This window comes from Halorussus salinisoli (genome assembly GCA_005239435.1).
In the GTDB taxonomy this organism is placed as follows: Archaea; Halobacteriota; Halobacteria; order Halobacteriales; family Haladaptataceae; genus Halorussus; species Halorussus salinisoli.
The window spans coordinates 130,202-156,219 of sequence record SZNP01000007.1; the positions used below are offsets into that span (position 1 = coordinate 130,202).

The window sequence follows — 26,018 nt, forward strand, 5'->3', positions numbered from 1 at the left end:
ACTCGGCACGTGCTGGTGCGACGCCGGTGGCGTCGCACCCAACCGCGCGAGCGAAGCGAGTCGGGCCCGGAGGACGAGGGTCGTCTTCCGAGGCGGGGCTGCGTGGTGCTGTGCGGTTGCGGTACGATCGGGAGAACACGAGCAACTGACTGACCGCGACAGAACCCGTACTACCGACTCACTTTCGCGGTGTGCCACGCGTTCGCCGCGAGAGTATCGAACGTCTCCTTCGCCGCTTCGGCCATCGGGTACTCGCCGTGGTAGGGGTCCGGGTCGCCCTCTACCCCCGTTACGGTCCGAATCGCGTCGGCCAGCGACTCGTAGTTGTCGCCAACCACGTCCTGAATCAGCACGGGCATCCCGGCGCGCTCACAGAGTTCACGGGCCGCCTCGCGGCCGACGTACACCCGCTCTTCCCGTCCGTCGGCGAAGACCAGCGCGAAGGGCGTCTCGCCGAACTGGGCTTCGAGGAATGATTGGGCCGGGTCGTCCTCCCACGCGATTGCGCCGACGCCCTCGACTCGCCGGAGCGCAGAGGCGGCCGCCGAGCAGAAGGGACACTCCCCGTCGTAGACGAGTACGCCGTGGTAGTCGCTCATGGGGCGTCGGTAGGGTCGCTAACGGTAAAACTGCGGTGGGGTGGTGAGCCGAGAAGATACGAAAATACGTCTCGAAGAGAGGTAGATGTGTTTGTAGAAACGAGAGAGTTTTCTCACCGCTTCGACTGACCCGGCGGGTTGTCGTGTTCCGCACGATGGTCCAGCATCTCGTCGTGCTGGCAGGCCCGAATCCGGAGGTCGGACCGGGGCTTGGCGGTGCAGGGCAGAATCATGCCGGCCTCCTCGTCGGACTCGTAGTACCGGCGGGCGTCCGACTGGTCCACCTCGCCCTCCAGCAGTTCCGCTGCGCAGGTGGTACACCACCCTTGCTGGCAGTCGGCCGGGAGCCAGATGCCTTCGCTCCGGGCGGCCGAGAGGACGTACTCCGTCTCGGGGACCTCGATTTCGACGGTCTCTCCTGCCTCCTCGACGTCGCAGTCGTCCGGTACTTCGATAGCGACGGTGTGGCTACTCACAAGTCCGGTTAGCGGGTACGCGAGGATGAACGTGTCGGCCTCCGTGCAGAGTGACGTGCTGTGATACCGTCTTACTATCTGTCTCCGAACGGCAAATTGTGGGAAGTATTAACACACTCATCGGCGAGGTTCTCGAAGGGGGAAATGGCCATCGTGACCTTAACAACAGTTCCGCGGTACGACAGCGACCGGATTTCCGAGCGGAAGGGCCGAGCAGTGGTCGTCGGAGCGGGCATGGCGGGTCTGCTCGCGGCCCGCGTTCTGGCCGACGGGTTCGAAGACGTCACGGTCCTCGACCGGGACTCGCTCGCCGACGAGGCGACCCCTCGGCGCGGCGTCCCGCAGGGCCGTCATCCCCACGCGCTCCTCGAAGCGGGACGCGCCACGCTGGAGGACCTGTTTCCGGGGTACGGCGAAGACCTCGTCTCGGCCGGAGGGGTGGTCGTCGATTTCGCCAGCGACGTGAACTTCTACGACGAGGGGGACTTCCTCGCTCACGGCCCGTTCCGGATGGAGACGTACTCCGCGAGTCGGCCGCTGTTCGAGCAGATAGTCCGCCAGCACGTCGCCGGCCTCGACGGCGTCCGGATACGACCGGACTGCCAGGTCGCTGACTACCGCTTCGACGGCGCGCGCAGGTCCGTGGACGGTGTCGCAGTCCAAGAAAACGGCGAACGGACGGAGATTCCGGCCGACCTGGTCGTGGACGCCACCGGCCGGACGAGTCGGACGCCGACGTGGCTTTCGGACCACGGCTACGCGCCGCCGCCGGTCGACGAAGTCCACATCGACCTGTCCTACAGCACCACCTACGTCGAGCGACCCGCCAGCGACCGCCGGACGTATCTCGTGCCGCCGTCCTCGCCGCGGACCCGCGGTGGCATGGCCGCGCCCGTCGAAGGGGACCGCTGGGTGGTGAACTTGCAAGGCGTCCACGGGACCGACCCGCCGACGGGGTTCGAGGAGTTCACGGAGTACGCCGCGAGCCTTCCGACGCCCACGCTGAAGCGACTCCTCGACGATCGTCCCAACCGTTCCGAGACCGTCGAACACTACCCGTTTCCGTCGAACAGACGCCATCGATACGAGAGCCTCGACCGATTTCCGGATGGGTTGGTCGTCGTCGGTGACGCGGTCGCTAGCTTCAATCCGGTCTACGCACAGGGAATATCGGTGGCCGCGCTCGAGGCGCTGGTCCTCCATCGAACCCTCGCTACGGGCCGCCGTGGGAATCTCGCGCTCCGCTTCTTCGACCGGGCCGAGGACGTCGTGGACGTCGCGTGGATGCTGGCCGTCGGCAGTGACTTCGGGTTCCCACAGACGACCGGCCCGAAACCGCGGGGTACCGACCTGGCCGCCCGGTATCTCTCCCGATTGACCCGGAGAGCCCACACGGACGGCGAGTTAGCCGATGCCTTCGTCCGGGTGCTCTCGATGGAACGACCGCCGACCTCGCTGTTTCGCCCGGGCGTCCTGTGGCGAGTATTCGGGCCGCCCAATTGACCGCCAGCGAGACCGAGAGCAGTCGAGTTAGCCGCCGGCAAAACCGAACGCAGTCGAGTGGTCCGTTTCAGGCCCACTCCGTCGCTGATTCGTCGCGCGACGCATCTCGGTCGCTACGCCGAGTCGTTGATGCGCCTGTTGGTCGAGTAGGGCGCGTCGCCGGGTTCGCCGCGGACGAAGTGGCCCGCCGGGTTGATTTCCCCGTCGCGCTCCATGCTGAGGAGTTCGATGAACCACGCCTCGTGTTCTATCTCCTCCTGTAGGATGCGACTCGCCATGTCGTATGTCCGCGGGTCCTTGCCCTGCGTCATGTCGCAGATTTCGCTCCACGTCCGGATGGCGCACCGCTCGGCTTCGAGCAGGACCTCCAGCACGCCCTCGGCGTCGAGGTTCGAGAGGTCCGGTTCCTCGCCCTCGTAGGGCACCGGCATCTCGGCGTGCGGACACGACGCCCGGCCCATGAAGTCGCCGATGTCGTAGGGCAAGTGGCCGCCGAGTTCGTAGACGCGCGGCGCGACCAACTCGAAGTGCGCCCGGTCTTCGAGGCGGGCGTCCTCTGTGATCTCCTTGTAATCCTCGTGGCCAGCGAGGTGCATCCGGAGGTTGGTGTAGTAGTAGTACGTCGAGAACTCCGCTCCGATGGCGTCGATGAGTCGTTCGCGGAGTTCCTCCGGGTCGAGGCCGCGCTCGCGGAGCGCCTCCATCCCCACGCGAGTGTCGGTCGTCCCCGGTTCGACGCTTCCTGAACCGTGTCGTCGTTCGTCGTCTGCCATAGTGGTCTCCCCCAACGGCGGGGACGACTCTCAAACCCTTAACTATTCTTCCCAGATTAAAAACACACGTTCGTGTGATTGGAAAATTTCGTATCGGGAATCGCCGTGGAGATGCCGCTATCAGGGTTCAGTCGCTCCCTCTACTACCTCGATGACTGCCTCGCGGTCCGTGTCGGCCGACCGGAGGTGGAATCGGGCCCGTCCGGTTCCCGACGGGAGGTACTCGCCGAAGGTCCACGCCCGCTCGCGTCGCTCGCCCGCGGGGACTCGTATCTCCGCACGGTTGGGACTGTACATCGCTCCGGCCTGGTTCAGACTCGCCCGGAAGACGCCGTCGCTTTCGCCGACGTTCTCGACCGTGAGCGACACCTCGAACGACTCGTCGTGGACGACCTGCTCGGGCGCGTCGAACGAGACGACCTCGAAATCGGCGGGCGGTGCCCGGAGGTCCGCGAGAATCGTCTCGTCCACTCGCTGACTCCGACCGCGATACGCCAGTTCGACTTCCTCGGCGTCGAGGGGGTTCGGCACCTCGAAGGCGACCCACCCGGACCCGGTTTCGTCGGCGCGATAGCCCGGCCCCAACTCGGAGAGACGGTTGGGACCGCCCACCTCGCCCGGCGCGAGCGTCCCCCAGAAGTGGCGGCCGTCGGCGACCAGCGAGAAGTCGCTCGGCGGCGGCGAGTCGGTCTGCGGGTAGACCTCCACGAACACGAACTGGGTTCCCTCTACCGCTTCGACGTCCATCGAGTCCGGCGTCGTGAGATAGAAGAACGACGACTGGACGCCGACGGGGACGAACTCGACCGCAGACGGTTCTCCGGGCGGAGTCCCCGTCGACGACCGATTCCTGTCCACGGTGGTCGTCTCGCTGGGACGCCGACGAGTCGTCTCGGTCTCGTTCGGTTCGTCGTCTCCGTCGCGGAGGCCGCCGACGCAACCTGCGAGACCCGCGATTGCGACTACACCGCTTTGGAGGAGGGCGCGTCGACCCCGACTTCTTATCATTTTAACCAACATTCAACTATAGATGGAATAAGTTTTGTGACATCAAAGGCCGGTCGGGCACGCATGCCAGGAGGCCCCGGTCGTGCGTCAGTCGCCCGAGGGTACAAGTACAAAGACGGGACCAACCCTTCTCGTGACCTGAGACCTGCCGCGAGGAGGCCAGCGATAGCACGGCACTCCTCCTCGCGTCGCGCCCGTGCCGTCTGTTCGCCACTCTCGCCAGTGGTCGCTACCGACCGACTGGTCGGTCTCACTCGCGGTCGAACGCCGTCCTTCGAAGGAGAGCCTCGGCGTCGTTCACTTTCGGTCCGCGGCGAAAGCGGTTAGGTATCCCGACCCTATCGCCGACTCGTGGACGAGACAATCGACTGGCTCCGGGGACGACCGTACTACGAGGCGCAGGTCGAAGCTCACCGGACGCTGCCCGGCCGGGACGGTGACTTCTCCGAGGTAGACCTCGAACCCCGACTGGAGAGCGCGCTCGCGGAGCGGGACATCGAGGACCTCTACCGCCATCAGGCCGAGGCTATCGAGGCAGTCCGCGATGGCGAGAACGTCGTCCTCGCCACTCCGACCGCCAGCGGGAAGAGTCTCGCGTACACGGTGCCGGCGTTCGAGCGCGCGATGGACCACGGCGGGCGCACTCTCTACGTCGCCCCGCAAAACGCGCTCATCAACGACCAAGAGGAGACCCTCTCGGACCTCGCGCGGGACCTCGGATTCGGGAGTCGGGTCTCGGTCGAACAATACACCGGCCGACTCGACAAGGGCGAGAAGCGCGCGGTCAGGGACCGACAGCCGACCGTCGTCCTCTCGAACCCCGACATGCTCCACTACGCGCTCTTGCCCCACGCCCACCGGCTCTGGGACTGGTTCTTCAAAGGACTGGAGACGGTCGTGCTGGACGAGGTTCACGAGTACCGAGGCGTGTTCGGAAGCCACGTCGCGCTGGTTCTGCGACGACTCCAGCGGGTCTGCGAGCGATTCGACTCGTCGCCGCAGTTCGTCTGCTGTTCGGCGACCATCGGCAACCCGGTCGAGCACGCCGCGAGCGTGACCGGAACGCCGGAATCGAGCTATCGGCTGATAGACGAGGACGTGAGCGACACCGGACCGACTCACTGGCTCCTCTGGAACCCGCCGGAGTACGAGAACCCGCAGGCCGGCACCGCGGGCAGGCGGAAGTCGAACCACGCCGAGACCAAGCGCCTCTTCGCCGACCTCGTGTCGAAGGGCCACCAGACGCTGACGTTCACTCGCGCTCGACAGGCCGCCGAGCAGTGGGCGATGGAGAGCGCGCAGGAGTTGCGCGAGCGCGGACGGGGCGACCTCGCGCCGGACGTGACGGCGTATCAGGCGGCGCTCAAGAACGACCGCCGGAAGGAAATCGAGGAGGGCCTGAACGACGGCGAGGTCCGTGGCGTCTGGAGTACCAACGCGCTCGAACTCGGGGTCGACATCGGCGGACTCGACGCGGTCCTGCTCGACGGCTACCCCGGCACGCGGATGGCCGCCTTCCAGCAGGCCGGGCGTGCGGGCCGCGGGGACGACCCGAGCCTCGTCGCGCTCGTGGCGGGCGAGGACCAGTTGGACCAGTACCTCGTGGCGAATCCCGAGGACTTCTTCGCTGGCGACCCCGAGCGCGCGGTCGTCAACCCCGCGAACGACCAACTTCTGCCCGACCACGTACTGTCTGCGGCCCGCGAGACGTGGCTCGCACCCGAGGACAGCGACTACTTCGGCGAGGAGTTCCCCGACCTCGTGGCCGACCTCGAAGCCGAGGGACTGCTGGAGCGCCGGAACACGTCGGAGGGCGTGCGCTGGACGTACGACGGCGAGGGGAGCCCACAGCACGAGATGAATCTCCGTTCCATCGACGACCGAGAGGTGGAGTTGATGGACCGGCGCAACGGGGACACCATCGCCAGCCTCCCCTTCGAGGACGCGCTGAACGACGCCCATCCGGGGGCTATCTACCACCATCAGGGGCAGTCCTACGAGGTCGTGGACCTCGACCTCTCGCGGCAGGTCGCGGAACTCTCGCCGACGTGGGCCGACTACTACACCAAGGTCCTCCACGAGAAGGAGATTACGGTCGAGGAGGACCAGCGCGAGAAACACCTCTCGACCCGCGAGGACGTGCCGGTCCGGTTCGCCGACGTGACGATGCGCAAGCAAATCACCGGCTTCGAGCGCCGCGACCGGTCCGGTGAGACGCTGGCCCGCGAGTCGCTGGACTTGCCGGAGGTCTCGCTCCGGACGAAGGCGCTCTACTTCACGGTGCCTCGTGACGTGGAGTCGGCGATGCGCGAGGCGGGCGACTTCAACGGCGGCATCCACGCCGCCGAACACGGCATGATTTCGCTGTTCCCACTCGAACTGCTGTGCGACCGCGGCGACATCGGCGGCCTCTCGACGCCGATGCACCCGCACACCGGCAAAAGTACCATCTTCATCTACGACAGCTATCCCGGCGGCGTCGGCCTGGTCCGGGAGGGCTACGGGACCGTCGAGAACCTGATGGAGAACACCGCCGAGATGATCGCGGCGTGCGAGTGTGAGTCGGCGGGCGGGTGCCCGGCCTGCGTCCAGTCGCCACACTGCGGGAACGCCAACGACCCGCTGGACAAGGCGCAGGCGGGGTTCTTGCTCGAAGAACTCACCGAGGCCGAGTGAGCGGCGGTCCCCGAAAGCGAGACGGCGGAACCGCCCACCAGTAGCGAGACGGCGAACCAACCGACAGCTTGGCGGTCTGCGCGAGCGAAGCGAGTGCCGGCCCGGCGGACGCGGGTCGTCCGCCGGTGTACTGAAAGGGTCCAGTCGCGCGAGGGTGCGAGTGTTGCAACCGCGATAGGGCGGGGCTTTCCGAGCGTAGCCGTAAAATTAAGTCACCAGCCTCTCAACCTCCTCCCAGCATGGACGACGAGGACCTCGAATCGGTACGAGAGCGCAAGAAGCGCGCGCTCATGCGAGAGCAGGGCCTCGGGGCGCCATCCTCGCCGGTCTACGTCGACGGCTCGAAGAACTTCGAACAGACCGTGGCGGCCCACGACGTCGTCCTGGTCCACTACTACGCCGACCGCGGCGCGGGCCAGCGACTCCATCCCGTCGTGGAGTCGGTCGCGCGCGAGACGTTCGCGGCGGTGGCGAAAGTGAACGTCGTACATCACCAGAAGCTGGCTCTGAAGCAAGCCGTCGAAGCCACGCCGACGTTCGACCTCTACGCCGACGGCGAGTGCGAGGAGCGCGTGCGGGGGCAGGTCGAGAAGTCCGAGTTGGTGGAACTGGTCGGGGAGTACACGCGGTTCTGAAGGTGGTCAAGTTTGCTCTCGAATATATTTTTACCGTTATTAGGTGTATAAACCAATTCCTGAGCAACAATTAAGTTGCTAAAGTGCGTCCAGACGAGTTCGTCCTATCTATCCGAAAGCCATTTTAGGTCGACCTAACTTAGATTAGGCCAGCCTAAACCATGGTCGATTCCCTCGACAGCATCCGGAAGCAGATTGGCGATTTAGCCAGCGACGACGGCGAATTCTACGTCGCGTGCGCCGAGACCGACGAGTGTCCCGCGCCGCTGACCGGTCGGCGGTTCCCGACAGAGGAGGCCGCGAACGAGGCCACCGCCCTCGCCCGCGAGTATCGCGCGACCCTCCGCGAGTCGGACCCCGACCTCCCGGAACACCGCCTCGCAGTCTACGAGAAGTCCGGCGGCCCGCTCACGATGGTCTCGACCCGCGAGCGCGCCGCGGGCCAGCGCGAGAACGGCTTGCCCCGTACCTCGCGGTCGGTGATGGTCTCGGGCGAGGGAGAGCGCGAGTGGCTTCGGATGGACAACGCGCCGCTCGTCCACGTCCGGCGGGACGGCGAACCGCTCCCCGACGACGCCATCGAGCGTCAACTGGACTCGAAACTGTGACCGTCGAACTCCGAACCCACGCCGCCAGTGAGCGCGCCGAGTCCGAGCGCGAGCGCATCGAAGGGAAGGTCGCGGCCTTCGAGACGTTCGCCGAGCGCGTCCACGACGTGTCGTCCGACGTGGGCGGGAAGGTCGGCACGGGCCAGCAGGTCGGCGCGTCCGCGCAGTCGCCCACCGGCCGATCCCCCGGAAACGCGCTCGCCGTCGGAGCGTCCTCGACCGGGACCGCCGGCGGAGCGGCGGCCGTCCGCGAGGCGTTCTGCGAGACGGTGCTTCCGTACGCCGAGACCGACTCGCCGACCGAGGCGATGGCCGACGAACTCTCTCCCGACCTCGCCGCCGCGCTCTCGCCCGCGGCGGGCGCGTTCGCGCCCGGTCTCGCGGCCCAGTTGGTCTCGCGCGCCGAGAGCCGTCGCGACGAGTGCGAACTCCTCGCGGACGCCATCGGGACCGAGCGCGACCGCCTCCGAGCGGTCGCCGACGAACTCGACGGAATCACCGACTGGCTCGCGGAGGCCGACGAGACTCCGCTCCTCCAACTCGGCTTCGAGGAACTGCGGGAGCGCCACGACCGACTGACGGCGTTCCGAGAGACCTGCGACCGCCTCGCCCGCGAGCGACAGGCGACAGTCCGGGGCACTCGGCGCGACGGACTCACCGGAATCAGGGAGCGCGAACTGTTAGACCACCTCTACGCCGACTTCGCGGACGACCATCCGGCGCTGGCCGACCTCGCGCAGGTGGACGACCTGCTCGCCGACGGCCAGCGCGCGGTCCGTCGTCACCTCTGCGCGCGAGTCTGAGGGGGGCGACGTGTCGCCGAGCGATTTTGTCAACGTCGCGGCCGATGCGGATTCCGAAACCTCTTAACGGTTGGTCTGCCCTCTCGAATCCGACCGCCATGCCCGACCGTCTCGAAGTCCTCCACCGACGAATCGACGAGTTGACCGACCCCGAGGGCGACTTCGCCGTCGTCTGCCCGCGCTCGGGCAAGCGCCCGGTGCCGGTCAGGGGAGCGTCGTTCTCCTCGTCCGGCGACGCCGAACGGGCCGTCGAACTCGTCCGCGAGTACCGCAACCTCCTGCGCGACGTCGACCCGCACCTCGAATCGATTCCCATCGTCGCGGCCGAGGAGACCGCCGACCCGCTCGCGCTCGACGGGGCGTCCGAGAGTCTCGGGCGCTCGTCGCGGTCGATTACCCTCTCGGGCGACGGCGACGGCGAGTGGCTTCGGATGGACGACGCGCCGGTCGTCCACGTCCGGCAGGACGGCGAACTATTAGACGACTGGAACGTCTCCCGGCAACTCCGGTCGAAGCTCTGAGACGGGGCACGCTTCCCCTCCCGGACTACGCGGTTCTGCGCACGTCCCGGCGGAGTTCGGGTATCAGATCGAACTCCGACTCCGTGTCCCCGAGGACGAGCAGAGCGTGATATCGGAGATACGTCTGAATCGGTACGAAGACCACCGCGAGTCCCGCCGTCAGGAGTACGAGGTAGCCGAGCAGGAAGGCGACTGCGACGGCGATTGCGATTGGGTTCGAGACGATTGCACCGAGACCGCCGAGCGCGGGCACTGCCAGCACGCCGATCACCGCGAGCGGGGCCAGGAGTACCGCACTGAAGACGCCGCCGACCACGGACGCCAGCAGGCCGACTCCGAGCGCGAGACCGACTCGGACGAGGACGTAGACGCCGTACTGCTTCCACTGGCCGGTCAGCGTGGGCCAAAATCGACGCCAGCCGTCGAGTACGCCGACGTTCCCGAGTATCATCACCGGCACGACGAAGTTGGTGGTGAAGCCGTCCACGAGAGCGACGGCGATTCCGAGGAGGACGAGTAGGGGTACGAACACCACGAACAGGCCGGCCGAGAACTGTAGTTCCCCGCTCGCAAACGAGACGACCGACGCTACCAGACCGAGTACGGGAACGACGACCAGCAGGCCGAGCGCGACCCGGAACGCGAACAGACCGAGGGCCTGTCCGAAGTGCTGGTCGACGTACGGGCGAATCCGGACGCGCTGGCGTCGGAGCGACTCCACGAAGACGAACTCCATCACCGACCCGACGAGACCGTACAGCAGACCGACGACCAGTGCGACGGCGACGACGGCGACGACGACCGGCAGGACCTCGCCGAACGTGAACGGGAAGTCCATCTCGACACCTGTCGGGCCGGGTGGACCGCCCGCGGGCGTACCGGACGAACTTCCGGCCGTCCCCGACGAACCGCCGCCTCCGACGTTTCCGAGGAAGAAGACGACGAGCGTGAGTTTGAGCCACTGGCGGGCGTCGAGAGGAGTCAGTAGGGACTTGGTGGTCTCGAACGCGTCGTCGAGCGCCTCCACGGCGTACCACGGCATGGGTCGGACTACGAGACCGACCGAGAAAACTGTCTGGGTCTCGAAAAAACGTCGTTACCGACTCAGACCGACACGGCGTCGCCCAGTCCGCCGTCGACGAGTTGGATGAGGACCGCCGCGATGCCAGTCCGAGACGACCAGATGGCGGTCTCGTCGTCGAGTTCGGGGTCGTCGCGCTCGTCGCGGACGCTCAGCAGAATCGTCTCGCCGTCGACCACGACGACCCGTCCCACCGGGTCGTCGCCGTGGGGATGGTCCACCGGGAGTACAGCGACTTCGACGCCGCTGTCCGCGAAGAGTTCGCCGAGTGCGGCGTCGCCGATGACGACCACCTCGATGCCCGAGTCGGCCCGCTCGCGCAGGAGGTCCGCGAGGTCGTCGGTCAGTCCCCGGGCGTCCCGACCCACGGCGAATACCACCCGACGCTCGGCCTCCTCCAGCAGTTGCTCGACTCGGCCGTCGATGCTGGTCCGGCCGTGGACCGTCCAGATGTCCTCGCGCTGCTCGTCGCCGTCGCCGCCCTGTTGGCGTGCCGCTTCGAGGTAGTCGAAGGCTCGCTCCTGGGTGCGCTCGAACTCGCCGCGGAGGTGCGACTGGGCGGCTTCGAGGCTGACCGGTCGGTACTGGATGGGCTTGGACTGCTGGACCTCCACGAGACCGCGGTCCTGTAGCGACTCGGCCGCACCGTAGACCTGCGACCGGGGTACGTCGGTCGCGCGATGCACGTCGCGGGCGGTGCCGGTGCCCAACTTCTGGAGTGCGGTGAACACCTTCGCCTCGTAGTTCGATAGCCCCAGATGTTCGAGGGCCTCGATAGCGTCGTCTTCGTCCATCAGTCCTCCCTCACCTCGCCACCGTTCGCGACTGCGGCGCTCGGTTCCGCGGCGCTGGTCTCGCCCGGCCCGAGGTAGCGCGTCCACAGCACCAGCAGACTCGGCAGGACGAGGACGCTGGCGAGGAACGCGTAGATGATGGTCAGGCCGGTGATGATGCCGAACTGCTGGAGCGCGGGAAGTATGGCGAACGCGAGGACGCCGAACCCGCCCACCGTGGTCGCGGCGCTTCCGAGGAGCGCCCCGCCGGTGCCGGTGACGCTCTCGTTCATGGCCTCCCAGATGGTGTCGCGCCGCCCGAGTTCCATGGTGTAGCGCTCGCTGAGGTGGATGCTGTAGGCCACGCCGAGACCGACCGTCAGGGACGTGATCATCCCCGTCAGGACGTTGAACGGCATCCCGAGCAGGAACATCGTCCCGAGAATCCACGAGACGCTGAACGCCACCGGGAGCAGGGTGATGGCTCCGAGCGTGGCGCTCCCGTGCGCCAACCGATAGGCAATCATCAGGAACGCGAAGGTCGCACCGAGCGTGATGAGCAGGCTCTGGATGACCGTCTCCAGAAGCTGATTCTGGACGATCTCGAAGACGATGGGTTGGCCGGTCGCGGTGGCGATCAGTCCGCCGCCGTCGATTCCGGCGGCCACGTCGCGCATCTCCTCGGTCACGGTCGAGGAGGACGCGCCGCCCTTGACCGAGACGACCATCCGGACCGAGCGATACTCGCCGTCCTGACGGTCGATGACGCCCTCGGCCTCCTGGGGAGCGACCGCGAACAGTTCGTCGTACACCTGCTCTACGTTCCGGTCGGGGACGCCGTCGCCGTCGGTGTCGGCCGCGGCGAGCGTCGCGTTGAACGACTCGTTCTGCGCGGCAACCTGTTCCATGACGGAGATGGGACTCCGGATCTGGGGTTCGCCGTTCGAGAGGACGACCACCACGTCGTCCTTCTCGGCGGCCGCGTCGTTGGCCCGCTGGAGTTCGTCGAGGGTCTCCGGCGTGGCTACGTCACCCTCGACTAGAATCTGGGCCTGCGAGTCCTGTCGCAGGAAGTTCTGGTTGACGTATTCGAGGTTCGCCTTCGCCGAGTAGTCGCCGGGAGCGAACGGTTCGGGCAGGTCCTTCATCCACCCCGGCGGGTCCTCTGCGAGGAAGTCGGTCTGCTCGAAACTGGTGTCGACCTGCGTCGCGCCGTACGCGCCACCGGCCGACAGCACCAGCGTCAGCGCCAGCACGACGACGGGTGCTTTCCGCGCGGCAATCGAACCGGCCGAGAGCAGCGACCCGAGAGCGCCGCCGCCGGTCCCGAACGCTCGCTTCTTGCGGTCGAAGCCCTTCGATTCGAGGAAGCCGTCGATTTCGACCTTGAGGGCCGGAATCAGGCCGCCGAAGACGATTAGCGCGGCCACGATACCGACAGAACTCACGACGCCGAAGTCCTGAATCGGCGGCAGGGGACTGACCAGATTCGAGAGGAAGCCGATGACCGTGGTCGCAGTCACCCAGACGAGAGCGACCCCGACGCTGGCCAGTGCGACCGACATGCCTTCACGGACGCTCTCACCCTCGTGTTCCTCGCGCTCCTCGCGGTGGCGCATGAAGACGTGAATCGCGTAGTCGATGGACAGTCCGATGAGCAGGACCGGCACCGCGATGAATATCTGGTTGAAGGTGACGCCCGCCCACCCCATGAAGCCGAACGTCCAGACGAGGACCGCGAAGATGCCGAACACTCCGAGCAGGATGTCGAGCAGGTCGCGGTAGGCGACCAGCAAGGTCAGGACGACGAACAGCAGCGCCATCGGGCCGACGATGGCGATACTGTCCGCCATCGACTGGTCGGTCTCCTCGCTGATGATGCCCGACCCGAACACCAGTACCTCGCGGTCCATCGACCGGTCGGCGATCTGCTGGATGGCGGTCTGGGTCTCCACGAGGTCGGACGACGCCATGCCCTGTACGGTCTGGTCCCCCTGATTCTGGAAGACCACGAGCATCGTCGCGTTGGACTCGGTGCTCCCCGGGTCGTAGGAGGTCGGCATGAACGCGAACGCCCGTTCCGACGGGCCCTCGCCGTCCTCGCTCAGCACCGTCTCGACGGTCGATTCGACCTCCGACTGGTTCATCGACTGGAGTTGCTCTATCTGCTCCTGTAGGCTGGGTCGGGAGGCGTTCTGCAACTGCTGGCGCTGGGTCTGTAACTCCTCGGCGTCTTCCCGGAGTTGCTGCCCGCGCTCTTTCAGGTCGGCCGTGCGCTGTTGGAGTTCCCGATACTCGTCGGCCAACACGCCGCGAGTGCCGAGCTGGTACACCTGCTCGAACTGCGACCGAATCTCGGCGGCGCGTTCGCGGTACGTCGACCGGTTGATTTCGCCCTGCTGATACGAGGCGTTGAGTCGGTCGAGTCGCAGTTGCAGGCCCCGAGTCTCGCGGAACGCCTGCTCGAACGTCGCCGACTGGTTCGCGGTTAGATTCGCAGTCGCCGAGGTCCGGACCTGTCGGAGTCGCGTTTCGATTCGCTCCGACCGTTCTCGATAGGTCGAGTCGTTCACCTCGCTCCGCTGGTGGGAGGCGTTCAGTTGGTCGTACTCTGCCTGAATCGCCCGAGTTCGATTCAGTGCGTCGCTCAGTTGCGCCGCCGTCTCGTTCAGTTCCTGACCGCGCTGTTGGAGTTCGGCGCGCGACTCGTCGAGCGACTGTCGGCGTTGCTGGAGTTCGGCCCCCGACTTCCGAAGGTCGGCCACCTGTTCCTGGCGGAGCGCGGTGGTAGCGACGATGTTGGCGACGCCCGCGGTCGGGGTGTCGTCGGACAGCGTCTCGTTTACGGTCCGGTTGTTCTGCAAGTTCTGCTGGAGTTGGAGGGTCTGGGTCAGTGCCTTCTTCGAGAGGACGTTGTCTCCCCTGACGATGAGTTGGACCGTCGTGGTGTTCTGCTGGCCGCTGGCGAAGTTGGTTTCGACGTAGTCCAACTTCTCGGCGGCCGTGCTGTCGCTCTGGAACTGGTCCAGCGACGACGACTGGTCGACCATCGGCGCGCCCGCCCCGACCAACACGGTCAGGACGAGCAACACCGCGATGACGATTCGACTGTGTTCCGTGACGGCTTCGAAGAGATCGCTCGCGTTCACCGGGCGACCCTCCGCGTGACTGGTTCTCTGAACATGTGTTCGACGCTGTTGTTAGAAAGGTACTAACAGTACGAGCATAAACCCCACGGATTCGAACATGTCTACGTTAGATATGATAATCGCCCGACTACGACGGGTTTCGGACGGGGCGGCGTCGGGTGGGCGATAGTCTCCGAGCGTGCGACGAGGAGAACCGACTCGCGGAACGGTCGAGTTTTCGGCAGAAAATCGAGCTGTGGATGCAGATACTGTAATAAATTTTACGGCCCTCGATACATTTTAGGCGATAGCGTTACCATGGCTGGTGTATGTCAGTTTCGCGGACCGCTCTCAGCGACGACCAGAACGTCAGTACGACAATCGTGGCCGCGGTGGCCGACGCCGAGGGTATCTCTCCGACCGAAGTTAATCCACCGCTACACAGTGCTATCGACCCGGAAGCCCTGAACGACTTGTTCGGGTCTCCGTGGAGTGCCTCCGAGAGCGGGCCGCGCGTCTCGTTCACCTACAGCGGATACGACGTGACCGTCAGCGGAGACGGAAACGTAGTCGTTCGCCGAGCGAGCGACTCCGAACCCGAGCAGACCATCTGATTCGCGAGGACGACCTGATTCACGCAGACCACCTGACTCGCCGGAAGCAGTCGCTACGCGAAACGTCCGGACGAATCGCCGACTAAAAGAGGGAACCGAACGTCGAGTCGCTCTTACTCCAGTGCCGCGTAGGGGTTCAGCACGCCCGACCTGTAGTAGGTCTTGTCGAACTCGTCGGGCACGGTCGCGGTTTCTTCGAGTCTCGCGCGTACATGGTTCGCGTCGAGGTTGGCGTCCTGACTCCGGAGGAGTGCGACCGCACCGGCGACCTGCGGGGCGGCCATCGAGGTGCCAGCGAGCCACGCGTCCCAAGTACGTTGGCGACAGGTTTATTCTCACCTCGTCGCCACAGCTACTCGATGGTAGAGCTCGCGACGGTCGCTCGGGTAGTCGGTGGACTCGTCCTCCTCTTCGGGAACGCCTACTTCGTAACTATCGAGTTCGCCATGACCCGCGTCCGACAGTTCACCGAGGGCGAATTCGAAGGGGCGCTCGGACTCGAACGAGCGTGGGAGATGACCGACCGACTGGAAATCTACCTCTCGGGGTGTCAGCTCGGAATCACCATCTGTAGCGTCGGACTCGGCGTCGTTGCCGAACCCGCGCTCGCACACCTGCTGGCTCCGGCCATCGAACTGACCGGCGTCGGTTCGCGCACATTGGCGGCTATCGTCGCACTCGCCCTCATCAACCTCCTGCACGTCGTAGTCGGCGAGCAGGCACCAACGTACCTCGGCATCGAGCGGACCAAACTCGTCGCCAAGTACGGGTCGGCCCCGCTCTACTACTGGACGAAGGTCATGTCACCGATTATCGTACTTGCGGACAAGACCGCGAAGGGGTTGCTCTCGCTGGTCGGCGTCGAGATAACCCGGTCGTGGACCGAAGCCGAGACCGAGGAGGGCGACGGACACGAGGTGTCGAGTCGCGGTGACGCTCGGCGCGAGATGGGTGACATCCTCAGCCGAGTCGGTCTCGAAGAAGAGCGCGAGGAGGAGGTGCTGGCCGCCCTCGACATCGGAACGATTCCCGTCCGCGACGTCATGGTCCCGCGCGAGCAAATCGTCGCCCTCTCGACGGCGGACGATTTCGAGGAGAACCTCCGTAAGATGCAGGAGTCGCCACACGTCAGGTTCCCGCTGGTCGGTGAGACGCTGGACGACTTCCTCGGCATCGTCTACACGCCGCCACTCGTCGGCCGCGAGGGCGACTTCTCCGACGGGTCGCTCACGTGGGAAGCAGTCGCGGCCGACCCCGTGGCGGTCGAGCCCGACCTCCCAGTGAGCGACGTTATCGACAGATTTCAGGAGGAAGGTCAGGAGCTCGCGCTGGTCGCCGACGACGGCGAGGTCGTCGGCATGGTCACGTCAACCGACACGTTCGAGTCGGTCATCGGTGACCTCGAAGACCCCTTCGACGAGAGCGAGTGGCCCGACGCCCGGTCGTGAGCGAGCGCGCTAGCCCGCGTCTGCTGGTCTCACGTCCGATGGCCTCGCATCCGCTAGTCCCGCGACCGCTAGCCTCGAATCCGCTACCCCTGAACGGTTCCGGCCGCCAAGTCCTTCAGTTTGCCTTCGACTGTGTAACTCGGCGTCTCGACCTCTATGTTCGAATCCGGCCCGACCTCGTGGAACTTGAGGTGGAGTTCGTAGCTCCCGCCGTCGGCGATGTCGGTCGATTCCACCTGCTCGGAGGGTCGGTGGCGCGCCCACGCGTTCCGTCCAGTGAAGGCGGCGTCGGTTTCGCCGCGGATGACCCAACTGTTGGGCTTGTTACCCACGTCGTTCCCACGCATCGGATAGCCCTGCTCGTGCCACTCCCAGAACCCCTCGTCGATGACGTAGACGTTCTCGTAGCCCTCGTTGATGAGTTGGGACGCTCGAATGGAGGACAGATGGTGGGGGCACCCGCAGTAACAGATGATACGGTCGTCCTTCGGCCAGTCCATCACGGGGTCGTTCGACACTCGTCGATCCGGCGACGCCTGACTCAGGACCGCGCCGTAGATGTGAGACTTCTCGTAGGCCTTCACGCTGCGAGCATCGACGATTCGGGCCTCTCCGCGCTTGTACCAGTAGTGAGAGACGTCGATGGGGGCCAGCGGAACGTTCACGCCGTTCTCCGTGACGGTACCGAACGACAAGGTGTCGACGTTGCGCTCGTCCGGAACCTCGTCGAACTCCGGAGGGTAGCCGTCCACGTTGCCGTCGGTCGGCGTCACGTCGAGGTCACTTCCGCCTCCACCTCCACCGAGGCAACCGGCGACTGCCGAGAGAGATACCGCACTGCCCGTCAGAAACGTTCGGCGTTTCATCTATGGATAGTCTTAGCAAACGACGAGCTAATAATTTTATCATCAGTTCTTTCGGAGACAGACTGTGGAAAATCAGCGAGCGCGTGGCCTGAACTATTCGACGGAAATTTCCTGGTTGCAGACCCCCCGGAGGCGGGAGTACGTCTCGTCGGTGACGGCCTCGCGGACCGTGCAGTACGCCCCGCAGGCACCCCTTTCGCGGGTGTTCGACACCACCGAGTCGAAGAGTCGGAAGACCTGCTCTTCGCGGCCGTACATCAACAGGACGTTCACGTTGTCGACGACGACCCAGCCGCCGCGCATGACGTACTTCATCGCCTTCGAGAGGCGGATGCTGATGCCAGTCAGGTCGCTGGGGTCCACCGGGTCGGTCGTCCAGAGCGGGCCGTCGTACTGACTCGGCGACCCCGTGACGGGGACGACTCCGACCCTCTGGGGGTCGCCGCCGCGGCGCTTGACCAGCGACTCGACTTTGTTCGGCGAGGCGGTCGCCGACACCACCAGCAGGTTCTCGAAGGCGTCGTCGGGGAGAGCAGACAGCGGTGACCCCATCGACGGCACCGACACCAGCGCCTGGTCGCCGGGCGCGAGCGAGAACTTCCCGTCAGTCGTCTCCGGCACTCTCGAACCCTCCGGTGGTATCGTCGACTGCGGTCGTCTCCACCTCGCCGCCGTCGAGTCGGACGAACGGCCGGGCGAACTGCCAGACACCGCCCGCCGCGAGGAGCGCGGCCGTGAGGTCCAGCACCGACGAGACCAGCGTCATGCCGAACGGAATGGCCGCGACGTAGGAGACCGTCAGCGTGAGGAACGCGCCGGCGAGCAGGAGCAAGCCTCGCGTGTGCGCGACGTTCCGGGCGTACGCGACCACCGGATACGCCAACAGGACGCTAGTGATGACCAGCATCGTGGTCTGGGCGATGAAGACGAACGAGAGGAGGTCGCTCGTCGAGGTCATAGTTTCCTCCGCTCGGTCAGCAGAACGAGGACGTGTGCGGCCGCGACCAGAGCGCTCACGGTCGCTACCGCCGACATCACGATGTCGTAAACCGGCGGCACGGCGACCCCGACCACCACGTTCGCGTTGAGCGCGACGTACGCGAGGAACACGAGCGGAAGGGGCCGCAGGACCGAACCGAACGGCGCACCCCGGAACCCGCGTGCCGCGATGACCGCGACCGGGACCGTGCCCGCGAGGACGAGCGTCGTCGCCAGCGCGAGTATGCGTTCGAGTAGCATTCGGCCCGGGGTTTTCGCTCCCGGATTAAATAACCCGCAGTTGATCGCGAACTACGGGCGGTTCTCGGGGTCGAGTGCGACCGACGAAATCGTCGACGGGACGGTGACGCGGACGAGGTCACGCCCTCGCTCGAAGCGGTGAATCACCTCCGCGCTCGAAGGAGGGAGGATGTTCGCTACAGGCGCTCGAAACACATTCATGTTGTTATAAGAATTGAAATCCATTCTCTTAGAAATTTATGTATTTCTCACCTACCCCTCCCACTCGTCGTCCAGCACGCCGAAGTACCGCACATCGACGTACTCGCCGCCGGTGAACGCCTCGTCGCGGTGGACGCCCTCCTCCTCGAACCCGAGTTTCTCCCAGATGCGCGCCGACGCCTCGTTGGTGGCGAGAACGCGGGCCTGCACCCGGTGCATCCGGAGCTCGCGGAAGGCGTAGTCGGTCAGCACGCGCGAGGCGTCGGTACCGTAGCCCTGCCCGTGGAATTCGGGCGCGAGCCAGATGCCGATTTCGCAGGTACCGGACCGCTGGTTCAGGTCGTGGAGACCGATGGTGCCAGCGATTTCCCCGTCGGTACAGACGGCGAGGTTCACGTCTTCCTGATTCGAGATGCTCTCCTCGAAGTACTCCCGTTCCTGTTCGGCGTTGAGCGGAAAGGCCGTCGTCAGGCCCTCGCGTACTTCGGGCAGGTTGATCGCGTCTCGCATGAACTCGACGTCCTCCTCTTCGATGGTCCGGAGCGTCACGTCGTCGCCCCGGAGGAACACTGCGCCGGGCATACGCCGAGATATTCGGAGTACGGACATAAACGACGGGGATGGTGTGCGAGTTGTTGTCGTTCCATCGTTCTGTTGTTCGTGTCGTCCTCGTCGTTCGTGGTGACGGCGTGACACGAGAGTGGAAAGCGACGGGAAGCTAGCTACTGCCGACGCCAAGGAGTACCGCAACCGCACTGCACAGCACCGCGACCGCGGGCCTCACGCCTCCCCAGCCTCTTCCCTCACTTCGTTCGGTCATCCCTCGCGCGGTTGGCGCTGTCTCGAACCACGAGACAGCGCCAGCGCGCGCCGGCCCGGGGCGGTAGTCAGTTCCAGAGAGGTCGCGTCGAATCCTGTGCACGAACCGATTTACTGCTCGACGCCCAATCACCCTCCATGCGCACGGCAGTCTTACGAGAACCGGGAGAACTCGCGGTCGAGGACCGGCCTCGACCCGACCCCGCGCCCGACGAGGTACTGGTCGCAGTCGGCGAGGTCGGAATCTGCGGGTCCGACCTCCACTACTACGAGCACGGCCGAATCGGCGACTACGTGGTCGAGAACCCCCTGATTCTGGGGCACGAGAGCGCGGGCGAGGTGGTCGAAGTCGGCGCGGCGGTGTCGGACCTCGCGCCCGGCGACCGCGTGGCGCTGGAACCCGGCGTCCCCTGCCGACGGTGCGCCCACTGCAAGCGCGGCGAGTACAACCTCTGTCCGGACGTGACCTTCATGGCGACCCCGCCGGACGACGGCGCGTTCGCCGAGTACGTCGCGTGGCCCGCCGACTTCGCCTACCGACTCCCGGAATCGGTCTCCACCCGCGAGGGCGCGCTCTGTGAACCGCTCAGCGTCGGCATCCACGTCGTCAACCGCGGCGAGATCGGCGTCGGCGACTCCGTTCTCGTGACCGGGGCCGGACCCATCGGACTGCTGGCGATGGAGGCCGCGCGCGCCGCGGGGGCCACCGAAATCTTCGTCTCGGACGTGGTAGACGCCAAACTCCGACTGGCGGCCGAGCGCGGCGCTGACGCGACCGTCGACCCCCGAGACGACGACCTGGGCGCGGCGATTGCGGACGCCACCGACGGCGACGGAGTGGACGTGGTAATCGAAGCCTCCGGCGCGGAGTCGGCCATCGCGGGGTCGCTCGACGCGGTTCGTCGCGGGGGGACCGTCGTCTTCGTCGGGCTCGCGGACGAGGCCGAGGTCCCCCTCGACGTGCTGGACATCGTGGACAACGAACTCGACGTTCACGGGTCGTTCCGCTACCGGAACACCTACCCGACGGCCATCGAACTTCTCGCCGACGACGCGGTAGACGCGGCGGGCATCGTGGACTTCGAGGCGACCCTCGGGGACGTGGACGACGCCTTTCGGCGCGCGATGGACCCCGAGACGGTGAAGGGAGTGGTGACGGTCGAGAAGTAGGAACTACTCTTCGGACCGCTCGGATTCGGCGTCTTCCCCGGTCGATGCTCCGCCACCGTCGCCGACGATGGCCTCCACATCCGCGTGGTCGTGGAGCAGGTCGCGCATCCGGTCGACCGTCTCGGCGTCTCGCGTGCGACCGCTCCGAACGATATCCTCGGCGCGCTCTATCGTCGTCAGGGTGTCCGACTGGACCAGCAGGACGGGCACGCCCTTCTCCTCGGCCTTGCCGACGACTGCCCCCGGCGGGCGGAACCCGCCCGTCAGAATCAGACACTTCACGCCCGGCGCTTCGAGGGCGACTCGCTGGAGGTCGGGCCGGTCGCCGCCGGTGATGAGCGCGGCGTCCTTCGTCCGGCGGAGATGTCGCAGGGCCGAGTCGCCGGACATCGCGCCGACGAGGAATCGCTCCACGAAGGCGTCGCCGGGCGCGCTGTTCAGTTGCTCGGCCGAGAGTTCCTCCGCGAGGTCGGCGACGGTCACGCCCGCCAACTCCTGCTCGCGCGGGACGACGCCCAGGACCGGGACGCCGCGGCCTTCGAGGAAGGGCACGACTTCGGTTTCGAGACCGTCGAAGTTCCCCTCCTGAACCGCGTTGAACAGCACGCCGAGGAGTCGGTCACCCACGTCGTCGGCCGCGGCCAGCAGGTCGTCCACGTCGCCGGCCTGCGCGTACTTCGAGAGGAGCAGGACCTCGGCGTCGAGGAGGTCGGCCACGTCGGGGTCGGTGAGACCAACGATGCCGCCCGTGGTGAGTTTCCCGCCGCCCTCGACTACCATGAGGTCCTTGTCCGCCGCGAGTTCGTCGAAGCTCTCGCGGACCTGCTCGCGGAGTTCGTCGGGGTCCTCGCGGCCCCGAATCGCCTGCTCGACGAACGTCGGCGAGTAGACGACGGGTTCGAGGTCGTGCATCTCGGCGTCCAAGTCGAGCAGTTCGCGGGCGAGCATCGGGTCCTCGTCCAGCGTCTTGCCGACGTTGCTCTGGAGTCGGGTGCCCTTGGGTTTCATGTATCCGACCGACAGGCCCCGCTCGGCGGCCAATTTGGCCAGCGCGAGCGCGACAGCGGTCTTGCCTGTGCTCTCTTCCGTCGCAGTGACGAGTATCGTTTTCATGATTCTTCCAGTTCGTCGGTGTCCACGGTCAGTCGCACGTCCACGGCCTGCACCCCGTCGGGTCCGGCCACGAGGGGGTTCACGTCGAGTTCCAGTATCGCGGGGAAGTCGGTCACGAGTTGCGAGAGTCGCTGGAGGCTCTCCACGATGGCCTCGCGGTCGGCGGGGTCCCTACCTCGCGCACCCCGGAGGAGCGGGGCCGACCGAATCCCGTCGACCATCTCGGTGGCTTCGCGCTCGCTCACGGGAGCGACTCGCGTCTCGGTGTCCTCCAGCACCTCCACGAAGATGCCGCCGAGTCCGAACAGGAGGAGCGGGCCGAACTGCGGGTCCCGGTTCATCCCGATGATGGTCTCGGTGCCCGAATCGAGGTCCACCATCTCCTGGACCTGAACGCCCAGAATGTCGGCGTCCGGCTGGTAGTTCCGGGCGCGAGTCACGAGGTCCTCGAAGGCGTCGTACACGTCCTCGGGAGAGACTCCGACCTTCACGCCGCCGATGTCGGACTTGTGGAGGATGTCGGGCGAGACGATTTTCATCACCACGTCGCCTTCGATATCCTGCGCGGCGGCGACCGCTTGCTCAGGGTCCTCGGCGATGGTACCCTCTGGCGTGGGAATCCCGTAGGCCGAGAGCAGGTCCATCGCTTCGACGCCGAGTCGGTTGTCGCCGCGCTCCTCGGCGCGTTCCAGGACTTCGCGGGCGCGCTCCCGGTCCACGTCGAATTTTTCGGGGGCCTCGTACTCGCGCTGGCTGATTTCGCGGTAGCGCGAGAGGGAGTCCAGGCTCCGGACCGCGCGCGCGGGGTCGAAATAATTAGGGATGCCACCCTCGCGCAGTACTTCCCTGGCGGACTCGGTACTCTCGCCGCCCATCAGCACCGAGGCGATTGGCTTGCCGTGCTCGGCCTGCAAGTCGGTGATGACCTCGGAAAGGTCGTCGAAGTCGATGACCGCGGTGGGTGCCGACAGAACCACTGCACACCCGACGTTCTCGTCTGCCAGCGCGATGTCGAGTGCTCGCTCGAATCGCTCGATGTCGGCGTCGCCGATGGCGTCGATGGGGTTGTAGATGTTGGCCTCCTCGGGCATCGCCTCCGAGAGTTCGGAGAGGGTCTCGTCGGAAAACGACGCCAACGAGAGGTTCGAGTCGCCCACCGCGTCGGTGGTCATCACGCCCGGTCCGCCCGCGTTGGTCACGATGGCCACGTCGTCGGACTCGGGAATCGGTTGGCCCGACAGAATCTGGGCGAAGTCGAACAGTTCCTGGACGTTCTCGACCCGGAGGACCCCGGCCTGCTCCAGTCCGGCCTCGTAGGCCTGCTCGCTCCCCGCGAGGGTTCCCGTGTGCGAGGAGACCGCCTGCGCTCCGGCCTCGGTCCGGCCCGATTTGACCATCACGATTGGGGTGTCGTCGGTGACTCGCCGGGCCGACTCGATGAACTCCGCGCCGTCCTCGACGCCCTCCAAGTAACCGAGTATCACGTCGGTGTCGGGGTCGTCGCCCCACGCTTCCACGAAGTCGGTCTCGTCCAGCACGGCCTTGTTGCCCAGCGAGACCACGTCCTTGAAACCGATTCCCTCGTCGTTGGCCCAGTCGAGGACCGCGGTGATGAACGCGCCCGACTGGCTCATGAAGGAGATGGACCCCGAAAGCGCGTTTTCGGGGCCGAACGTCGCGTTCAGGCCGGTCGGCGTACTCATCACGCCGAGACTGTTCGGTCCGACGAGGTTGAGGTCGTACTCCGCGGCCACCTCGGTCAGTTCCTGCTCCCGACTCGCGCCCTCGCTCCCGGTCTCGCCGAACCCGGCGGTGATGACCACCACGTTCCGGACTCCGGCCTCGCCGCATTGGCGGACCGCCTCGACCGCGATTTTCGGCGGCACGACGACCACCGCGAGGTTCAGTTCGCCCGGCACGTCGTCGATGTCGGGGTAGCACTTCAGCCCCAGCACGTCGTCGTAGTTGGGGTTCACCGGGACGGTCTCGCCCGCGAAGTCGGCCTGCAAGTTCTGCGTAATCGCGCGACCGATGGACCCCTCGCTCTCGGTCGCGCCGATCACTGCGACTCGCTCGGGCGCGAACAGCCCCGCCAACCCTCCTGTGTTCTCGTCCACGACAGGAGATTCGCCGGATTCGCGCTTAAAAGTGGTGTCCGGTTTCGGGACGGTGGGAATCGGCCGAGTCGAGGAGTCTACGTTTCCCGTCTCGGGCGAACGATTCGGTCGAAACGCTCCCGGTGGCGGTTGTAATAACGGACTCCTAATCGAACGCAATCGCCGCTATCCGTCTGTGAACCCAAATTATTTACTCGCATGTGAAATCAAAAATCCGGAGTAGAGGCCCCAGATCCCGGGTAAATGGTGCATAATTATACGTCCGGGTACTCTGTCTTCACTCGATGTCAGAATCCGGGAAGACAGTTCGTTCGTTGGAGACAACACTCCCAGACCCGGCCCACGCCGACGACGTGGTCTACAATCCGTCGATGGACCGACTCCGAGCGTTCTCCGACCACCTCGAAACCACGACGGAGTTCGGCTCTCCGTCGTACGTCAGCGACGAGCGTTCGAGAAACGCAGACAAGACCAAGAACGCGGTGGACGACGACTTCGGCGCGGACGACTACGACCGCATCGAAGAGGCGTTCGAGGCGGCCCGGGAACGCGAGATGGTCTGCGTGGACCGCCTGATGGGGCGCCACGACGACCACTCGTACGTCTGTCGGCTCTACGTCCCGAAGGAGTACGGCCGCATCGCGCTGGCGTGGTCGAAGCTCTTCGAACCGGTGGAAGACGGCGCGGACGGCGACGGCCACCCTCACCCGGACCCGGACTTCGTGACGGTTCAGATTCCAGACGTCGAGGAGACGGCCATCCGAATCCTTCCCGACGAGGGCGTGACCGCCGTCCTCGGGAGCGACTACACCGGCGAGGCCAAGAAGTCGTTCCTCCGCCTGTTCATGTACTACGCAAAGAGGCAGGGCGGACTCGGTCTTCACGCCGGGAGCAAGCGCGTCTGCCTCCGGAGCGAGGACGGCGACGGCGACCTCGAAGCGGTCGGACAGGCGTTCCTCGGTCTCTCGGCGACCGGAAAGTCCACGCTGACCGCCCACGGTCTCTGGTTGGACGAGGACGCGGGCGAAGAGGCGACGATGCTTCAGGACGACGTCTGCGCCCTGCTCCCCGACGGGACGATTGCCGGAAGCGAGGGTAACGGTCTCTACGTCAAGACCATCGGACTCGACGCCGACGAACAGCCAGCGATGTACGAGGCCGTGACCCACGAGTCGGCCGTGCTGGAGAACGTGGACGTGGCCGACGACGGAACCGTGGACTTCGAGAGCGACCGCCACACCTCCAACGGTCGGGCCGTCATCGAGCGCGAGGAACTCTCGTCGGCGGGCGAGGACATCGACCTCGGCGGCGTGGACCAGGTGTTCTTCATCACGCGCAACCCCGTCATGCCGCCGGTCGCCAAGCTATCGCCCGAGGAGGCCGCCGTCGCGTTCATGCTCGGCGAGTCCATCCAGACCAGCGCGGGCGACCCCTCGAAAGCCGGCGAGTCCATCCGCGTGGTCGGCACCAACCCCTTCATCATCGGGTCGAAGGGCGAGGAGGGTAACCGCTTCCGTGACCTCGTGGCAGACCTCGACGTGGACTGTTTCGTCATCAACACCGGCCACCTCGGCGCGAAGCAGAAGGACATCGGCGTCGAGGAGTCGGTGACGATACTGCGCGAAATCGCCCGCGGTACCGTCGAGTGGACCGACGACGAACCGACCGGTCTCACGGTGCCGAGCAGAGTACCGGGAATGGAGATCTCGGAGTTCGACGTGGCCGACAACGTGGAGAATCTCGACCGAAAACTGTCGAAACTTCAGACCGAGCGTCGGACCCACCTCGACACCTTCGAGGACCTCGCCGACGAGATTCGAGACGCGGTGTACTGACCGCTTAGACTG

General features: G+C 65.9%; 26 protein-coding genes. 10 read left to right on the forward strand and 16 right to left on the reverse strand.

Going from position 1 to position 26,018, the window contains the following annotated elements; translation table 11 throughout:
* Window positions 1-170: 170 nt before the first annotated feature.
* Both E2484_RS19290 and E2484_RS19295 read right to left on the reverse strand, forming a co-directional pair.
* Entirely contained in the window at window positions 171-599 is a 429-nt protein-coding gene (locus E2484_RS19290; protein ID WP_137286827.1) for a DCC1-like thiol-disulfide oxidoreductase family protein, read from the reverse strand.
* A 113-nt stretch (window positions 600-712) separates the two neighbouring features.
* Window positions 713-1,075: a 2Fe-2S iron-sulfur cluster-binding protein gene (locus E2484_RS19295; RefSeq protein WP_137286828.1), complete on the reverse strand. Its 363-nt coding sequence runs from the start codon at window positions 1,073-1,075 to the stop codon at window positions 713-715.
* 153 nt (window positions 1,076-1,228) lie between these two features.
* Between E2484_RS19295 and E2484_RS19300 the strand changes: the two genes are divergently transcribed.
* Complete coding sequence (locus E2484_RS19300) at window positions 1,229-2,578, forward strand: FAD-dependent oxidoreductase (RefSeq protein ID WP_137286976.1); 1,350 nt, start codon at window positions 1,229-1,231, stop codon at window positions 2,576-2,578.
* Between the two features lie 113 nt (window positions 2,579-2,691).
* Here E2484_RS19300 and dps read toward each other — a convergent pair whose 3' ends face one another.
* Both dps and E2484_RS19310 read right to left on the reverse strand, forming a co-directional pair.
* Complete coding sequence (gene dps, locus E2484_RS19305) at window positions 2,692-3,351, reverse strand: DNA protection during starvation protein (protein WP_137286829.1); 660 nt, start codon at window positions 3,349-3,351, stop codon at window positions 2,692-2,694.
* Window positions 3,352-3,471: 120 nt separating this feature from the next.
* Window positions 3,472-4,359, reverse strand: a complete 888-nt coding sequence (locus E2484_RS19310) for a DUF4352 domain-containing protein (RefSeq protein WP_137286830.1) — start codon at window positions 4,357-4,359, stop codon at window positions 3,472-3,474.
* 351 nt (window positions 4,360-4,710) lie between these two features.
* Between E2484_RS19310 and E2484_RS19315 the strand changes: the two genes are divergently transcribed.
* The 5 genes from E2484_RS19315 to E2484_RS19335 all read left to right on the forward strand — a co-directional run bounded on the left by E2484_RS19315 (window position 4,711) and on the right by E2484_RS19335 (window position 9,602).
* Complete coding sequence (locus E2484_RS19315) at window positions 4,711-7,035, forward strand: DEAD/DEAH box helicase (protein WP_137286831.1); 2,325 nt, start codon at window positions 4,711-4,713, stop codon at window positions 7,033-7,035.
* Window positions 7,036-7,274: 239 nt separating this feature from the next.
* Window positions 7,275-7,670, forward strand: coding sequence for a thioredoxin family protein (locus E2484_RS19320; RefSeq protein WP_137286832.1), 396 nt, complete (start codon window positions 7,275-7,277; stop codon window positions 7,668-7,670).
* 161 nt (window positions 7,671-7,831) lie between these two features.
* Window positions 7,832-8,278 carry a DUF7552 domain-containing protein gene (locus E2484_RS19325; protein ID WP_137286833.1) on the forward strand — a complete coding sequence of 149 codons (447 nt, stop codon included), beginning with the start codon at window positions 7,832-7,834 and terminating at the stop codon, window positions 8,276-8,278.
* The gene (locus E2484_RS19330) at window positions 8,275-9,081 is read left to right on the forward strand and encodes a DUF7260 family protein (protein WP_137286834.1); all 807 of its coding nucleotides are present in this window, start codon (window positions 8,275-8,277) and stop codon (window positions 9,079-9,081) included. Before E2484_RS19325 ends, E2484_RS19330 begins: the two co-directional genes overlap by 4 nt.
* A gap of 98 nt (window positions 9,082-9,179) precedes the next feature.
* On the forward strand, window positions 9,180-9,602 hold the full coding sequence (locus tag E2484_RS19335) for a DUF7552 domain-containing protein (protein ID WP_137286835.1): 423 nt from the start codon (window positions 9,180-9,182) through the stop codon (window positions 9,600-9,602).
* A gap of 25 nt (window positions 9,603-9,627) precedes the next feature.
* Here E2484_RS19335 and E2484_RS19340 read toward each other — a convergent pair whose 3' ends face one another.
* The 3 genes from E2484_RS19340 to E2484_RS19350 all read right to left on the reverse strand — a co-directional run bounded on the left by E2484_RS19340 (window position 9,628) and on the right by E2484_RS19350 (window position 14,605).
* Window positions 9,628-10,644 carry a DUF7544 domain-containing protein gene (locus E2484_RS19340; protein ID WP_137286836.1) on the reverse strand — a complete coding sequence of 339 codons (1,017 nt, stop codon included), beginning with the start codon at window positions 10,642-10,644 and terminating at the stop codon, window positions 9,628-9,630.
* Window positions 10,645-10,706: 62 nt separating this feature from the next.
* Window positions 10,707-11,477, reverse strand: coding sequence for a TrmB family transcriptional regulator (locus E2484_RS19345; RefSeq protein WP_137286837.1), 771 nt, complete (start codon window positions 11,475-11,477; stop codon window positions 10,707-10,709).
* Window positions 11,477-14,605 (reverse strand): MMPL family transporter, encoded by a 3,129-nt coding sequence (locus E2484_RS19350; RefSeq protein ID WP_170977429.1) that lies wholly within the window; start codon window positions 14,603-14,605, stop codon window positions 11,477-11,479. Before E2484_RS19350 ends, E2484_RS19345 begins: the two co-directional genes overlap by 1 nt.
* 308 nt (window positions 14,606-14,913) lie before the next feature.
* Here E2484_RS19350 and E2484_RS19355 point away from each other — a divergent pair, with 308 nt between their 5' ends.
* Window positions 14,914-15,198 (forward strand): HalOD1 output domain-containing protein, encoded by a 285-nt coding sequence (locus E2484_RS19355; RefSeq protein WP_137286838.1) that lies wholly within the window; start codon window positions 14,914-14,916, stop codon window positions 15,196-15,198.
* A 113-nt stretch (window positions 15,199-15,311) separates the two neighbouring features.
* Here E2484_RS19355 and E2484_RS19360 read toward each other — a convergent pair whose 3' ends face one another.
* Entirely contained in the window at window positions 15,312-15,482 is a 171-nt protein-coding gene (locus E2484_RS19360; protein ID WP_137286839.1) for a S8 family serine peptidase, read from the reverse strand.
* Between the two features lie 75 nt (window positions 15,483-15,557).
* Here E2484_RS19360 and E2484_RS19365 point away from each other — a divergent pair, with 75 nt between their 5' ends.
* Window positions 15,558-16,646, forward strand: coding sequence for a CNNM domain-containing protein (locus E2484_RS19365; RefSeq protein ID WP_137286840.1), 1,089 nt, complete (start codon window positions 15,558-15,560; stop codon window positions 16,644-16,646).
* Between the two features lie 83 nt (window positions 16,647-16,729).
* On the opposite strand, the gene E2484_RS19370 is transcribed toward E2484_RS19365, so the two are convergent.
* From E2484_RS19370 to E2484_RS19390, 6 genes are all read right to left on the reverse strand, one after another.
* Window positions 16,730-17,512: a rhodanese-like domain-containing protein gene (locus E2484_RS19370; protein WP_137286841.1), complete on the reverse strand. Its 783-nt coding sequence runs from the start codon at window positions 17,510-17,512 to the stop codon at window positions 16,730-16,732.
* A 93-nt stretch (window positions 17,513-17,605) separates the two neighbouring features.
* The gene (locus E2484_RS19375; protein WP_137286842.1) at window positions 17,606-18,133 is read right to left on the reverse strand and encodes a DUF7504 family protein; all 528 of its coding nucleotides are present in this window, start codon (window positions 18,131-18,133) and stop codon (window positions 17,606-17,608) included.
* The gene (locus E2484_RS19380; RefSeq protein WP_137286843.1) at window positions 18,117-18,470 is read right to left on the reverse strand and encodes a hypothetical protein; all 354 of its coding nucleotides are present in this window, start codon (window positions 18,468-18,470) and stop codon (window positions 18,117-18,119) included. Before E2484_RS19380 ends, E2484_RS19375 begins: the two co-directional genes overlap by 17 nt.
* Complete coding sequence (locus E2484_RS19385) at window positions 18,467-18,751, reverse strand: hypothetical protein (protein ID WP_137286844.1); 285 nt, start codon at window positions 18,749-18,751, stop codon at window positions 18,467-18,469. The genes E2484_RS19380 and E2484_RS19385 overlap by 4 nt, the downstream gene beginning before the upstream one ends.
* A gap of 51 nt (window positions 18,752-18,802) precedes the next feature.
* Entirely contained in the window at window positions 18,803-18,952 is a 150-nt protein-coding gene (locus E2484_RS25205; protein ID WP_170977430.1) for a hypothetical protein, read from the reverse strand.
* Window positions 18,953-19,003: 51 nt separating this feature from the next.
* On the reverse strand, window positions 19,004-19,534 hold the full coding sequence (locus E2484_RS19390) for a GNAT family N-acetyltransferase (RefSeq protein WP_137286845.1): 531 nt from the start codon (window positions 19,532-19,534) through the stop codon (window positions 19,004-19,006).
* Window positions 19,535-19,909: 375 nt separating this feature from the next.
* Here E2484_RS19390 and E2484_RS19395 point away from each other — a divergent pair, with 375 nt between their 5' ends.
* Window positions 19,910-20,941 carry an NAD(P)-dependent alcohol dehydrogenase gene (locus E2484_RS19395; protein ID WP_137286846.1) on the forward strand — a complete coding sequence of 344 codons (1,032 nt, stop codon included), beginning with the start codon at window positions 19,910-19,912 and terminating at the stop codon, window positions 20,939-20,941.
* Window positions 20,942-20,944: 3 nt separating this feature from the next.
* Here the strand turns inward: E2484_RS19395 and E2484_RS19400 are convergent, their stop codons facing one another.
* The gene (locus E2484_RS19400) at window positions 20,945-22,054 is read right to left on the reverse strand and encodes a phosphotransacetylase family protein (protein WP_137286847.1); all 1,110 of its coding nucleotides are present in this window, start codon (window positions 22,052-22,054) and stop codon (window positions 20,945-20,947) included.
* On the reverse strand, window positions 22,051-24,171 hold the full coding sequence (gene acs, locus E2484_RS19405) for an acetate--CoA ligase alpha subunit (protein ID WP_137286848.1): 2,121 nt from the start codon (window positions 24,169-24,171) through the stop codon (window positions 22,051-22,053). The genes E2484_RS19400 and acs overlap by 4 nt, the downstream gene beginning before the upstream one ends.
* A 284-nt stretch (window positions 24,172-24,455) precedes the next feature.
* Here acs and E2484_RS19410 point away from each other — a divergent pair, with 284 nt between their 5' ends.
* Window positions 24,456-26,006: a phosphoenolpyruvate carboxykinase (ATP) gene (locus E2484_RS19410; protein WP_137286849.1), complete on the forward strand. Its 1,551-nt coding sequence runs from the start codon at window positions 24,456-24,458 to the stop codon at window positions 26,004-26,006.
* Window positions 26,007-26,018 lie beyond the last annotated feature (12 nt).

What these genes read in the sequence shown, in the direction of transcription:
- E2484_RS19290 (WP_137286827.1), bottom strand. Translation starts at nt 599, where the DNA reads ATGAGCGACTACCACGGCGTACTCGTCTACGACGGGGAGTGTCCCTTC.
- dps (WP_137286829.1), bottom strand. Translation starts at nt 3,351, where the DNA reads ATGGCAGACGACGAACGACGACACGGTTCAGGAAGCGTCGAACCGGGG.
- E2484_RS19310 (WP_137286830.1), bottom strand. Translation starts at nt 4,359, where the DNA reads ATGATAAGAAGTCGGGGTCGACGCGCCCTCCTCCAAAGCGGTGTAGTC.
- E2484_RS19320 (WP_137286832.1), top strand. Translation starts at nt 7,275, where the DNA reads ATGGACGACGAGGACCTCGAATCGGTACGAGAGCGCAAGAAGCGCGCG.
- E2484_RS19325 (WP_137286833.1), top strand. Translation starts at nt 7,832, where the DNA reads ATGGTCGATTCCCTCGACAGCATCCGGAAGCAGATTGGCGATTTAGCC.
- E2484_RS19335 (WP_137286835.1), top strand. Translation starts at nt 9,180, where the DNA reads ATGCCCGACCGTCTCGAAGTCCTCCACCGACGAATCGACGAGTTGACC.
- E2484_RS19340 (WP_137286836.1), bottom strand. Translation starts at nt 10,644, where the DNA reads ATGCCGTGGTACGCCGTGGAGGCGCTCGACGACGCGTTCGAGACCACC.
- E2484_RS19345 (WP_137286837.1), bottom strand. Translation starts at nt 11,477, where the DNA reads ATGGACGAAGACGACGCTATCGAGGCCCTCGAACATCTGGGGCTATCG.
- E2484_RS19355 (WP_137286838.1), top strand. Translation starts at nt 14,914, where the DNA reads ATGTCAGTTTCGCGGACCGCTCTCAGCGACGACCAGAACGTCAGTACG.
- E2484_RS19360 (WP_137286839.1), bottom strand. Translation starts at nt 15,482, where the DNA reads ATGGCCGCCCCGCAGGTCGCCGGTGCGGTCGCACTCCTCCGGAGTCAG.
- E2484_RS19365 (WP_137286840.1), top strand. Translation starts at nt 15,558, where the DNA reads ATGGTAGAGCTCGCGACGGTCGCTCGGGTAGTCGGTGGACTCGTCCTC.
- E2484_RS19370 (WP_137286841.1), bottom strand. Translation starts at nt 17,512, where the DNA reads ATGAAACGCCGAACGTTTCTGACGGGCAGTGCGGTATCTCTCTCGGCA.
- E2484_RS19380 (WP_137286843.1), bottom strand. Translation starts at nt 18,470, where the DNA reads ATGACCTCGACGAGCGACCTCCTCTCGTTCGTCTTCATCGCCCAGACC.
- E2484_RS19385 (WP_137286844.1), bottom strand. Translation starts at nt 18,751, where the DNA reads ATGCTACTCGAACGCATACTCGCGCTGGCGACGACGCTCGTCCTCGCG.
- E2484_RS25205 (WP_170977430.1), bottom strand. Translation starts at nt 18,952, where the DNA reads ATGAATGTGTTTCGAGCGCCTGTAGCGAACATCCTCCCTCCTTCGAGC.
- E2484_RS19390 (WP_137286845.1), bottom strand. Translation starts at nt 19,534, where the DNA reads ATGCCCGGCGCAGTGTTCCTCCGGGGCGACGACGTGACGCTCCGGACC.
- E2484_RS19395 (WP_137286846.1), top strand. Translation starts at nt 19,910, where the DNA reads ATGCGCACGGCAGTCTTACGAGAACCGGGAGAACTCGCGGTCGAGGAC.
- E2484_RS19400 (WP_137286847.1), bottom strand. Translation starts at nt 22,054, where the DNA reads ATGAAAACGATACTCGTCACTGCGACGGAAGAGAGCACAGGCAAGACC.
- E2484_RS19410 (WP_137286849.1), top strand. Translation starts at nt 24,456, where the DNA reads ATGTCAGAATCCGGGAAGACAGTTCGTTCGTTGGAGACAACACTCCCA.